Consider the following 12,395-nt stretch of genomic DNA (forward strand, 5'->3'; position numbering starts at 1 on the left):
GGAAACTTCAGCGGGTCCAGGGGGACGGGTGACGGGGTTCGTATTTCTGCGCGTCAGGGCGCACCGGCTGCTGCTCGCCGCCGCACTGCTCGCCGTGCTCCTGACGACCTCGGTGCTCGCCACCCTCGCCGCCTTCTCCGGCGCGATCGGGGACGCCGCGCTCCAGGCCGGGCTGCGCGGCCGGTCCGCCGCCGCCGCCTCGCTGCTCGTGAGGGGACAGGTGCCGGACGCGAAACGGGCCGGTGCCGAGGCCGCCGTCGAGGACGGGATGCGGAAGACCTTCGACGGGCTCCCGGTGACCGTACGACGGCTCGAACTTTCGGGGTCGTACGCACTGCCCCGCTCCCTCCAGCCGCCCGCCGCCCGCGAGGGCGACCCCGATCTGACGCACTTCGCCGCGCTCGACCGCTCCCGGCTTTCGCTCGTCAAGGGCTCCTGGCCCTCGCCCGCCCGGACCGGCGGCGTCGTCGAGACGGCGCTCCCCGAGGAGGCGGCCCGGCGGCTCAGGATCGGCCCCGGAACCGTGCTCGACCTCACCGACCGGCTCCAGGACCGGAAGGTGGAGGCCCGGATCACCGGCCTCTACCAGCCCGTCGACACCGCCGACCTGTACTGGCAGCTGGACCCGGCGGGCGGCCGCGGCGTGCGGACCGTCGCGTTCACGACGTACGGTCCGCTGCTCGTCGACCCGGCCGTCCTCCGCTCCGGGGCGCTGAGCCCCGGCGACACCTCCTGGCTCGGCTCCGCCGACTTCACCGGCTTCACCACGGACCGCATGGACGCCCTGCGCACCACGGCGACCGAGGGCCCGAAGGAGCTGGCCGCCGCCACGGACGCGTTCGGCACGACGATCTCCGCGTCGACCGCGCTGCCGACCGTCCTGGACCAGACCCGGCGGGCGCTGCTCGTCTCCCGCTCCACCCTCCTGATCGTCGCCGTGCAGCTGGTGCTGCTCGCCGCGTACGCGCTGCTGCTCGTCGCCCGGCTGCTCAGCACCGAGCGCTCCGGCGAGACGGCGCTGCTGCGGGCCCGCGGCGGTTCGCGGCGCCGGATCGCCGGGCTCGCCGCCGCCGAGGCCCTGCTGCTCGCCCTGCCCGCGGCGCTCGCCGCGCCCCTCCTGTCCGGCCCGCTGACCCGGCTCTTCGCCGAGCGGTCGGCGCTCTCCTCGCTCGGCGTGCGCCTCGCCACCTCGCCCTCGCTCCGGGTGTGGCTGGTCGCCGCCCTGGTCGCCCTGTGCTGCGCGGCGGCCGTCGTGGCCCCCGCGCTCGCCGCCGGGGACGGTTCCGTCGTCCCGCTGCGCAAGGCCCGCTCGGCGGCGCTGCCCGGCCCGGTCCGCGCCGGCGCGGACCTCGGCCTCCTCGCCGTCGCCGCCGTCGCGTACTGGCAGCTCCAGCGGCCGGCCGCCGCGGGCGGCACCCTCGGCGCGGACGGGGCCGGCGGCGGCTCCGTCGACCCGGTGCTCGTCGCCGCGCCCGCCCTCGCCCTGCTCGCCGGCACCGTCCTGACGCTGCGTCTGCTGCCGCCCGCCGCCAAGCTGGCCGAGCGGCGCGCGGCCGGCGGCCGCGGGCTCTCCGCCGCCCTCGCGGGCTGGCAGTTCAGCCGTCGGCCGCTGCGCGGCGCGGGCCCCGTCCTCCTCCTCGTCCTCGCCGTGGCGATGGGCATGCTCGCCATCGGGCAGAGCGGCTCGTGGGAACGCTCGCAGGGCGACCAGGCCGACTTCCGCGTCGGCACGGACGTCCGGGTGCTGGGCGCGGGAACCGGCGAGCCGACGCGGACCGAACGCCTCGCCGCCGTCCCGGGCGTCCGGGCCGTGGCCCCGGTGCACCGCGCCTCCATGGACGTGTCCGGGAAGAACGCCACCGTCCTCGCCGTCGACACCCGCAACGCCGGCGGACTGCGGCTGCGCCCCGACCTCTCCGACGTCCCCGTCCCGTCCCTGCTGGCACCGCTGACCCCGAAGTCCACCGGCGGTCGCGGTCTCCCGCTGCCCGCCGGGACCCGGGCGCTCGCCCTCGACCTGCGGGCCTCCGCGCCCGCCGGCACGTCCGAGGCGCGGGTCACGGCCGTCCTGGAGGACCCGAGCGGCGTCCCGTACCGGCAGGCCGTGGGATCACTGCCCTCCGACGACCGCACCCACCGGCTCGGCCTCGACCTCGGCGCGCTGACCGCCGTGCCCGGCGCCGACGGCACCCGCGGCTCCGGCGGCCGCCTCGCCCTCATCGGCCTGGAGCTCACCGGTCCGGTCGCCGACGGCCCGGACCACACACGGACCCTGCACGTCGAACGCTTCACCACCACCGGGGCCGACGGCCGCACGAGGACGCACGCCCCCGCGCAGGTCCTGGCCCCCTGGGCCTCCGCCTCCGAGCTGGCCTACGGCAACCAGGGGACGGCCGAGGGCACCGCGAGCGGACGGGCCGGTGCCGCCGGGCCCGGCGGCCGCCCGGCCCCGTACTCCGTCTCCTTCGCCCTCACCGGCATGTCCGTCGGGGACGTCAGGCTCGCGCCCTCGGAGTTCGCCCTGCGGCTGGACGCCCCCGCCCCGAAGGCCCCGAAGCGGCTCTCGGCCGTGGCCACCGAGGGCTTCATGGCGGCGAGCGGTGCCGAGCCCGGCGACCTGGTGGAGGTCGACTTCGACGGCCGGCAGATCGACGTCACCGTCGACCGGGTGGTCGAGGAGCTGCCCACCACCGGCCCCGGCGCCCGGACCGACTCGGCCGCCGGTGCCGTCACCACCCCGGAGGACGGCGGCGCGGTCCTCCTCGACCTGGCCGCGGTCAACCAGTACCTCGCGGCCTCCACCGGCGGGACCGTCACCCTGCCGCCCGACGAGTGGTGGCTGACCGTCGCCCCCGGCCGTGCGGACGAGGTCGCCGAGGCCCTGCGCGCCCGCGCCGACGCGGACCCCTCCCAGGTCCTCGTCCGCGACGAGGTCGCCGCCGAACTCCTCGGCGACCCGCTCGGCGCGGGCCCCAACGCCGCCCTGATGGCCGTCGCCGCGGCCGCCGCCGCGCTCGCCGCCGTCGGCTTCGGCGTCGGCTCGGCCGGCGCGATGCGGGAACGGTCCGCCGAATTCGGGGTGTTGCGGGCGCTCGGCGCGCCGCAGCGCAAGCTCGCCCGGCTGATCGCCGCCGAACAGGGGCTGCTCATCGGCATCGGCCTCCTCGTCGGCATCGGACTCGGCGCCGTCCTGGCCCGGGCCGTCGTCCCGCTCGTCGTCCTCACCGGCCGGGCGGCCCGGCCCGTCCCGCCGGTCCTCGTCGAACTGCCCCTCGGCCAGGTGGCCCTGCTGCTCGCCGGTGTCGCCGCGCTGCCGCTGGCCGTCGTCGCCGCGATCGCCCTGCGCCGCACGGACCCGGTCGTGACCCTGCGCCACCGGGGGGAGAACTGATGGCGCCCGGCAAGGACCAGGCCCCCCACCGGGGCTCCGACACGCCCGCCGTACGCAGGAAGGCCCCCGACATGCCCCGGCCCCGGTCGCCCCGGTCCGACAAGCCCGCCCGCCCGGTGGCGCCCTGGGTGCGGACCCGGCTGCGGACCGCGCCCTGGGCGGCCGCCGCCCTCGCCCTGCTCGTCCTCGTCACCGCGTACCTCGCGGCCGCGCTGCCCCGTGCCGTCGACCGGTACGAGACCGAGGGCCTCCGGCACGACGTCCGGACCGCCGCGCCCCGCAACTCCGTCCTCGAACTGACCTCCCCGATCCCGCTGTCCGAGCGCGGTGCCGGCCTGGCCCCCGGCGTCCTCCGGAAGCAGCGCGACGAACTGCGGGACCTGTTCCCCGCGCCGATCCTCACCGACCCGGAGCAGACCGTCCACGGCGTCCGCACCTTCAAGCGGGTCACGGCCTCCGACCCCTGGCTGCCGAAGCCCGACGGGCTGCCCCCCGAGTTCGTGCTCTCCTCCCCGTCCGGCCTCACCGAGCACGCGACGCTCCGGGAGGGCCGGACGCCCGCGGGCACGGCCGCCGCCCCGGAAGCCGCCGTCACCGCGAAGACCGCCGAGTCCCTGCACCTGGGGCCCGGCTCCGTCGTGCACGTGCCGAGCAAGCTCAGCCCGGAGCCGGTCGCCGTGACGATCACCGGGATCGTCGAGCCCCGCGCCCCCGAGTCCCCCTACTGGGCCGTCGAACCGCTCCTGCGCACCCCGGCGCTCGCCCCGCTGGTCGGCGACGAGGTGAAGTACTACTGGCAGGCGGCGCTGCTCCTCTCCCCCGCCTCCGCGCCCGCCGCGCTCTCCACCACGAACGACGTGGAGGTCTTCTTCCGGTTCGTGCCGAAGGCCGACCACCTCACCGGGCGGGACGTCGACCGGCTCGACGCCGCCCTCGACTCGGCGTCCGGCGGCCCCGACCTGGTCAGGATGCGCAAGGCCGTGAACGGCAACGCCGCCCTCACCACCCAGCTCGACGCGATCGTCGACTCGTACCGGTCGATGCGCGGGGCCATCGAACCGGTCGTCGCCGTCGCCGTCTTCGGGATCGGCGCGGTCGCCGCGGTCGTCCTCGCGATGACCGGCGGCCTCTTCGTCGCCCGCCGCGACAGCGAGCTCTCGCTGCTCCGCTCCCGCGGCGCCTCCCTCACCGGCATCGGCCTGCGGCTGCTCGGCGAGACCTCGGCCGTCGCCGTACCGGCCGCCGCCCTCGCCCTCGGCCTCGCGGTGGCGACCGTCCGGCCGCCCGGCGGATCCGGCGGGATCCCCCTCGGCCCCTCCGTCCTCGCCACCGTGCTCGTCGCCCTGATCGCGGTCCTCGTCCTGCCCGTGCGCGCGGTCGCCCTGCACCAGCGCCCGCGGCTGCACGGCGGCCGCGACGACCTGCTCACCGCCCGCCCCTCCCGGCGCCGCACGGTCCTCGAACTCACCGTGCTCGTCCTCGCCGTCGGCGCCGTCGCCTCGCTGCGGCTGCGCGGCACCGGCGACTCCGGCGACCACCTGGTGAGCGCCGCCCCCGTGCTCGTCGGCCTGATCGCCGCCATGGTCCTCGTACGGGTCTACCCGCTGCCGCTGCGGTGGCTGGCCCGCCCGGCCCGCCGGATGCGCGGGGCCGTCGGACCGCTGGCCCTGGCCCGGGCCGGGCGCGCCCCGTCCTCGGGCACCCTCCCGCTGCTCGCCCTCGTCCTCGCGCTGACCACGGCGGCCTTCGGCGGCTCCGTCCTCGCCGGTGTCGCCGACGCCCGCGACCGGGCGGCGCTCCTGGCGACCGGCGCGGACGCCCGGATCGGCGGCTCCGTCGAATGGACCCCGCTGCCCGCCGGACTCACCGAGTCGGTGCGCGGTCTGAAGGGCGTACGGGACGTGGCGCCGGTGCAGATCGAGTACGGGGTGGCCCTGCCGTCCCACCAGGGGACCTCCGCGCAGCCGATGAGCGCCCCGATCGTGGGCGTCGAGCCCGACTCGTACGCCCGGCTCGCGCACCGGACCGGCTTCGGGCCCTTCCCCGCCGGGCTGCTCGCCTCGACGGGCAGGGGCGGCGAGGACGCCGTCGCCGACACCGAGCGGGTGCTGCCCGCGATCGCCTCGCCGAAGGTCGCCGAACGGCTCGGCAGGGAGCCGATGGACGTCATCGCGGCGGCCGGTGCCTTCCGCGTCAAGGTGGTCGCCGTCCGGTCCACCACCCCGGCCCTCGACGACGCCGACTTCCTCCTCGTCAACGGCGCCGACCTCACCCGCCGCTCGGACACCCAGCTGCTCGTCACCGGTCCGGTGGACGGCGCCGCGCTGCGCGCCGCCGTGGAGGCGAGGTCGGACGCCCTCGCCGTGAAGCTGCGGGCCGAGGAGCGGGCCACCTACGTGGACTCGCCGCTCCAGTCGGGCGCCGAGCGGATCTACCTGGGCGCGATCGGCGCGGGCGCCGCCTTCGCCGTGGTCGCCGTGCTGCTCTCGCTGCTGCAGGGCGCGCCGGAGCGGAACACTCTCCTCGCGCGGCTGCGGACGATGGGCCTCACCCGGAAGCAGGCGCGCCGACTGCTCGGCCTGGAGGCGCTGCCGCAGGCCGTCCTCGCGGCGCTCGGCGGCATCCTGGTCGGCTGGGCGACGGTGCCGCTGCTCGCCCCGGGCGTCGACCTGTTCCGGCTGGCGCTCGCGGCGGCGCCGGGCTTCGCACCGCTGGACAGCGCCCCCCTGCGGGCGGACCCGTGGTCGCTGGTGCTGCCCGCGCTCGCCGTCGTCGTCCTGACGGGGCTCGCGGCGGTCGGACAGGCGTGGTGGGCGGGGAGCAGGGGCTCGATCAAGGAACTCAGGGCAGGAGACGCACGATGACGAAGACCGACACGGCCCCGTCCGACACCACCCTGGAGGAGCTGGAGCGGCGGGCCACCGCGCACCGCGACCGGCCCTCGTACGGTCATGACGCGCTGATCGCCTGCGACCGTCTCGTCCGCATCTTCACCACGGACGGGGTGGAGGTGCAGGCGCTCCAGGGGCTCGACCTCCTCGTGAAGGAGGGCGAGCTGATGGCCCTGGTCGGGGCCTCGGGCTCCGGCAAGTCGACGCTGATGAACATCCTCGCGGGCCTGGACGTGCCGACCGCCGGCGCGGCCCGCGTCGCGGGCTGCGACCTGCTCGGGATGGACGGCAAGGCGCGGCTGCGCTACCGCCGCGAGGTCGTCGGCTTCGTCTGGCAGCAGACCGCCCGGAACCTCCTGCCGTACCTGACGGCCGCCCAGAACGTGGCGCTGCCCATGCAGTTGCGGGGACGCTCGAAGCAGAAGGCGGAGCGGGCCGAGGAGCTCCTCGGAATGCTGGGCATCCCGGAGATCCGCGACCGGCGGCCGCACCAGCTCTCCGGCGGCCAGCAGCAGCGGGTGGCGATCGCGGTCGCGCTGGCCAACAACCCGGCCGTGCTCCTCGCCGACGAGCCCACCGGCGAGCTGGACTCGGCCACCGGCGAGCAGGTCTTCGCGGCCTTCCGCCGCGCCAACGAGGAGCTGGGCACGACGATCGTGATCGTCACCCACGACCAGGCGGTCGCCTCCGAGGTCCGCCGCACGGTCGCCATCCGCGACGGCCGCACCTCCTCGGAGGTGCTGCGCCGCACGGAGGTCGACGAGCAGGGCCAGGAGTCGCTGGTGGCACGGGAGTACGCGATGCTCGACCGCGCGGGCCGGCTCCAGCTCCCGGCGGAGTACACCCAGGCCCTCGGCATGGAGCACCGGGTGGCCCTGGAGCTGGAGCAGGACCACATCGGGGTGTGGCCGGACGACGCGGAGGGCTGAGGGGGAGGCGGCGCAACCGCGTACGGCGGAAGGCGGCCCGGCGGACTGAGGCGACGCGGGGACTGAGGCGACGCGGGGACTGAGGGCGGCCCCGGCGGACTGAGGCGACGCGGCGCGACCGGTGCGGCGCAACCGCGTACGGCGGAAGGCGCGTCCTCACGCACGGACCCGACCGACCGCCGACGTCGTTCACGGAGGTGCCCGTGCGCAAGGCCGTGCCGTACACCGGGGCGCTGCTCGTGCCCGCCGTCGCCGGAACGCTCCTGTGGTGGTGGGCGGACCGGAACGTCCGCAGCCCGCACGGCCTCCCCTCCGTCCTGGTGCTGGCCGGCGGTCTCGCGCTGGCCGCCGCCGCGCTCCTGGCGCACAACGCGCTCTTCCGCGAGGGCGGCAGCATCGCCGCGGCCGTCCTGATCCTGGCGGGCCTGACGGCGGTCTGGGTGGAGGCGCGGGACTCCGCGGTCCGGGGCGCGGTCGCCGACTGCGTCGTGGTGGGGAAGGTCCGGGTGACCCACCACCCGACCTTCGGCGAGGGGGCGCCGCCCGCCAAGACCCTGTACCACCACGCGCTGGACTGCGTCGGCGGCCGCCCCACCGAGTTCTCGGCCGAGGAGCGGATCGCCGAGCCGGGCGGGGCGGTCCGGATCGCGTACGACCCGGCCGGCCGCCTGGACCCGGTCCTCGCCCGCGACAACGAGCCCCACGGCTCCCCCGTGGTCCCGGCGTCCCTGCTCGTGCTCTCGGCGGCTTTCTCGGTGACGGCGATCGCCCGGGAGGGGCTCAGCCGGTCAGGTCCATGAGCCCGGCGGCGGTGGGCCGAAACCCGCACCGTTCGTGGAACGGGACGAGGTGCGGCTCGTGATCCACGTGCAGCCAGTGCGCGCCGCGCTCGCGGGCGGCCCCGGCGGCGGTCCGTACGAGGGTGACGCCGAGGCCCCGGCGGCGCTCGTCGGGATGGACGGTGGTGTCGAGGAGGAAGGCGTGGACGCCGCCGTCGCCGACGACGTTCACGTATCCGACGAGCCGTCCGGCACGGCGGGCGGTGACCCGGAGCAGGCTGCGGGCGAGGACGGGACCGAAGTCGGTGTCCCGGTGGCCGGGCCAGGCGGCGTGGAGGAGCACGTCGAGCTCGGCCCGGTGAGGGGCCCGTCGACCTCGACGGCGATCTCGATGTCGGGATCGGTCACCGGGGGGTGAGGCCCATCGCGATCGGTGCGGTGCGCAGCGCGATCGAGCCGTACGGGGTGCGCAGCCGCAGCCACGGCCCGGAGGCGAACAGGGCCACCGGCGCCTCCCCCGGCGGCAGGAAGCCGAGGGACTGCGCGGCGTGCACGGCACGCAGCGGCAGCCCGGTGGTGCCGAGGGTCCGGGACCAGATCTCGCGGCCGATGGCGTCGCGCTCGGCCCGGGTGCGCCGCTCCTCGGGCAGCTCCTCGTCCCGCGCGCGGAACTCGCCGACGGCGGCCGCGACGGCGCCCCGCATCCCGGCGACGTCGGGGAGGCCGGGGACCGGCTCCCAGCCGCCGCGCGGCGGGAGCACCCCGGTCCACGGCGGGCCGGTCACGGAGTCCGGGACGACCGCCTTGCCGGCCGACTCCTCGACGCCGTCGAGGAGTTCACCGGCGGAGACGGTGACGTCGAGGTCCACGGCGTCGACGAGGCGGGCGGTGCGGATCGCGAGCACCTCGAACGACGGCGGCCGCCCGAAGACCGCCAGCGCCCCGCCGCCCGCCCGGAGGCGGACGGCGGCGGCCCGGTCGTAGTGGACGAGCCGGGTGAGGAAGGCGGCGAGGGCCGCCGCCTCCCGGGCGTCGGCGAAGTGCAGCGGAGCGAGCACGGTCATGCGGCGGACGACATCCCGTCGTCGACGTACTCCTCCAGGAAGCCCCGCTCCTCGGCGGTGATCCGCCGCGGGCGCTGCGCCTCCAGGTCGAAGGGCACGACGACCGTCGAGGCCCGCACGTACGTGACGTCCGGGTCCTTGATCTCGTAGGCGATCGTCAGGGACGCGGCGCCTATCTTCGTGACCCACGACTCGATGGTCACCGGCTCGTGCCGGTGGACCAGCGGCCGCACGTAGTCGATCTCGTGCCGGGCCACGACGGACCCGCCGGAGAACGAGGGGGAACCGTCCCCCGGCGCCAGCCGGAACATGAAGTCGATCCGCGCCTCTTCCAGGTACCGCAGGAAGACGACGTTGTTGACGTGCCCGAAGGCGTCCATGTCCGACCAGCGCAGGGGACAGCTGTAGATGTGCCTCGCCATGAAGTGATCAGCCTCGGGTCAGCTTCTTGTACGTGGCGCGGTGCGGACGGGCCGCGTCCGGACCGAGGCGCTCGATCTTGTTCTTCTCGTACGACTCGAAGTTGCCCTCGAACCAGAACCACTTCGAGTCGCCCTCGTACGCGAGGATGTGGGTGGCCACCCGGTCCAGGAACCAGCGGTCGTGGGAGATGACCACGGCCGCGCCCGGGAACTCCAGGAGGGCGTTCTCCAGGGAGGACAGCGTCTCGACGTCGAGGTCGTTGGTCGGCTCGTCGAGGAGCAGCAGGTTGCCGCCCTGCTTGAGGGTGAGCGCGAGGTTCAGACGGTTGCGCTCACCGCCGGAGAGCACGCCGGCCGGCTTCTGCTGGTCCGGGCCCTTGAAGCCGAACGCGGAGACGTAGGCGCGGGAGGGCATCTCGACGTGGCCGACGTTGATGTAGTCGAGCTCGTCGGAGACGACGGCCCACAGCGTCTTCTTCGGGTCGATGTTGGCGCGGCTCTGGTCGACGTACGAGATCTTGACGGTCTCGCCGACCTTGACGGAGCCGGAGTCCGGGGTCTCCAGACCCTGGAGCATCTTGAAGAGCGTGGTCTTGCCGGCGCCGTTCGGGCCGATGACGCCGACGATGCCGTTGCGGGGCAGGGTGAAGGACAGGTCGTCGATGAGGACCTTGTCGCCGAAGGCCTTCGAGAGGTTCTCGACCTCGACGACGATGGAGCCCAGGCGCGGGCCCGGCGGGATCTGGATCTCCTCGAAGTCCAGCTTCCGCATCTTGTCGGCCTCGGCCGCCATCTCCTCGTAGCGGGCGAGACGGGCCTTGGACTTGGCCTGGCGCCCCTTGGCGTTCGACCGCACCCACTCCAGCTCTTCCTTGAGCCGCTTGGCGCGCTTGGCGTCCTTCTGGCCCTCGACCTTGAGGCGCTCGGACTTCTTCGTCAGGTAGGTCGAGTAGTTGCCCTCGTAGGGGTGGGCGCGACCGCGGTCGAGCTCCAGGATCCACTCGGCGACGTTGTCGAGGAAGTACCGGTCGTGGGTGATGGCCACGACGGTGCCCTTGTACTGGGCGAGGTGCTGCTCCAGCCAGTTCACCGACTCGGCGTCGAGGTGGTTGGTGGGCTCGTCGAGGAGCAGCAGGTCGGGGGCCTCCAGGAGGAGCTTGCAGAGCGCGACGCGGCGCTTCTCACCACCGGAGAGGTTGTTCACCGGCCAGTCGCCGGGCGGGCAGCCCAGGGCGTCCATGGCCTGCTCCAGCTGGGCGTCGAGGTCCCACGCGTTGGCGTGGTCCAGGTCGTCCTGGAGCTTGCCCATCTCCTCCATGAGCTCGTCGGTGTAGTTGGTCGCCATCTCTTCGGCGATCGCGTTGAACCGGTTGAGCTTGCCCTTGATCTCGGCGACGCCGTCCTCGACGTTCTCCAGGACGGTCTTGGACTCGTCGAGCTTGGGCTCCTGCATGAGGATGCCGACGGAGTACCCGGGCGACAGGAACGCGTCACCGTTGGACGGCTGCTCCAGGCCCGCCATGATCTTCAGAACGGTGGACTTACCGGCACCGTTCGGGCCGACCACACCGATCTTCGCGCCCGGCAGGAAGCTCAGCGTCACGTCATCCAGGATGACCTTGTCGCCGTGCGCCTTGCGCGCCTTGCGCATCGTGTAGATGTACTCAGCCAAGAGAAACCGTCCGGCAAAGAGTGAGTGGGCAGATACACCCCATCTTGCCTGACCGCCACCCCCCGGTGCGAACCAGTAGGTGGGGGGCCCGCTGACCTGCGCGTTCCCGGATCACCCCCGTAGCCGACCTGTCACTGTTGGTCGCCCTCAGTCACCCCTGAGCCCCCTCGCATGGCCCACAGACGGCCCAGCCTCCCGACTTTGGGGGCTTGCTGCTGGACCACGCCCCCGCGCCTCCGAAGAAAACCCACTTGATCCACGGGGCCCGCATGGGCTAAATTTTTACCCCTCAGATCTACCCTAAAAAACGAGGTGAAGCATGACGGACTGGAGTATCGAGGTCGGCAAGCGGCTCAAGAGGGTCGAGATCCACGAGGTCTACGGCGGACGCCGCCAGGGCGGCATCGGCCCTTCGCGAGTCACCGACAACGTGCTGGTCTTCACCGACCCCACCAAGGGGCACAAGCACGGCTACTTCGACGGTTGGGGCGAAGACGGCTGCTACCACTACGCCGGCGAGGGGCAAGTGGGCGACCAGAAGATGACCCAGGGCAACCTGGCGATCCTCAAGCACAAGGAAGAAGGACGCGCGCTGCGCCTCTTCCGCGGCGTCTCCTCTGGCATCTGCGAGTACCTGGGCGAGTTCGTCCTGCCGGACGAGAACCCCTGGTACCTGACAGACGCACCCGAGACCGGTGACGGCCCGATCCGGAGCGTGATTATGTTCCGACTCCAGCCGGTCGACGCCGCCCCCGCGGTGGGTGTTCAGCTCCCCCACACCCCGCCCAAGGCGCTCGTGGTGGACGACGTGGATGTCGAGCAGCACCACACCGAACGCACCCTCGTCGACCCGGCCCGGGAACCGTACGAGGCCGAACGCCGAGAGGCCGCGCTCGTCCGTGACTACGTCGAACACCTCCGCCTGCTGGGCCACGAGGTCACCCGGAAGCGCATCACGCCGGCCGGCGAGCTGAAGCCCCTCTACACGGACGTCTTCGACCGCACTACGAACACCCTGACCGAGGCAAAGGGATCCGTCACCCGCGAGGCGATCCGGATGGCGCTGGGTCAACTCCTCGACTACCGCCGCCACATCGACCCCCGCCCGTCCCTGGCGATCCTCGTCCCCTCCCGCCCGCGACAGGACCTCATCGACCTCTGCGCGGATGTCGAGGTGACCGTCGTGTGGCCCGACGGCGACAGCTACCAGTCCGCCGGCATCTGACAGGCCAGCACCCTCCATGCCG

General features: G+C 74.3%; 9 protein-coding genes. 5 read left to right on the plus strand and 4 right to left on the minus strand.

Annotated features, from left to right (window positions below; all coding sequences use genetic code 11):
* The first annotated feature begins 28 nt into the window (after positions 1–28).
* From ACZ66Z_RS09225 to ACZ66Z_RS09240, 4 genes are all read left to right on the plus strand, one after another.
* Positions 29–3,391, plus strand: coding sequence for an FtsX-like permease family protein (locus tag ACZ66Z_RS09225; RefSeq protein ID WP_469933360.1), 3,363 nt, complete (start codon positions 29–31; stop codon positions 3,389–3,391).
* 71 nt (positions 3,392–3,462) lie between these two features.
* Complete coding sequence (locus tag ACZ66Z_RS09230) at positions 3,463–6,255, plus strand: FtsX-like permease family protein (RefSeq protein WP_469933556.1); 2,793 nt, start codon at positions 3,463–3,465, stop codon at positions 6,253–6,255.
* Entirely contained in the window at positions 6,252–7,211 is a 960-nt protein-coding gene (locus tag ACZ66Z_RS09235; RefSeq protein WP_469933361.1) for an ABC transporter ATP-binding protein, read from the plus strand. The genes ACZ66Z_RS09230 and ACZ66Z_RS09235 overlap by 4 nt, the downstream gene beginning before the upstream one ends.
* A gap of 203 nt (positions 7,212–7,414) precedes the next feature.
* Entirely contained in the window at positions 7,415–8,011 is a 597-nt protein-coding gene (locus ACZ66Z_RS09240; RefSeq protein WP_469933362.1) for a hypothetical protein, read from the plus strand.
* Here the strand turns inward: ACZ66Z_RS09240 and ACZ66Z_RS09245 are convergent.
* The 4 genes from ACZ66Z_RS09245 to ettA all read right to left on the minus strand — a co-directional run bounded on the left by ACZ66Z_RS09245 (position 7,992) and on the right by ettA (position 11,148).
* Positions 7,992–8,333, minus strand: a complete 342-nt coding sequence (locus ACZ66Z_RS09245) for a GNAT family N-acetyltransferase (protein WP_469933363.1) — start codon at positions 8,331–8,333, stop codon at positions 7,992–7,994. The genes ACZ66Z_RS09240 and ACZ66Z_RS09245 overlap by 20 nt on opposite strands.
* Positions 8,334–8,394: 61 nt before the next feature.
* Complete coding sequence (locus ACZ66Z_RS09250; RefSeq protein ID WP_469933364.1) at positions 8,395–9,054, minus strand: DUF8010 domain-containing protein; 660 nt, start codon at positions 9,052–9,054, stop codon at positions 8,395–8,397.
* Positions 9,051–9,476, minus strand: coding sequence for an acyl-CoA thioesterase (locus tag ACZ66Z_RS09255; protein ID WP_469933365.1), 426 nt, complete (start codon positions 9,474–9,476; stop codon positions 9,051–9,053). Before ACZ66Z_RS09255 ends, ACZ66Z_RS09250 begins: the two co-directional genes overlap by 4 nt.
* Before the next feature lie 7 nt (positions 9,477–9,483).
* The gene (gene ettA / locus ACZ66Z_RS09260) at positions 9,484–11,148 is read right to left on the minus strand and encodes an energy-dependent translational throttle protein EttA (RefSeq protein WP_123452398.1); all 1,665 of its coding nucleotides are present in this window, start codon (positions 11,146–11,148) and stop codon (positions 9,484–9,486) included.
* A 319-nt stretch (positions 11,149–11,467) separates the two neighbouring features.
* Between ettA and ACZ66Z_RS09265 the strand changes: the two genes are divergently transcribed.
* Positions 11,468–12,373 (plus strand): SRA domain-containing endonuclease, encoded by a 906-nt coding sequence (locus ACZ66Z_RS09265; RefSeq protein WP_469933366.1) that lies wholly within the window; start codon positions 11,468–11,470, stop codon positions 12,371–12,373.
* Positions 12,374–12,395: the final 22 nt, after the last annotated feature.

This window comes from Streptomyces sp. NPDC107498 (assembly GCF_055582805.1).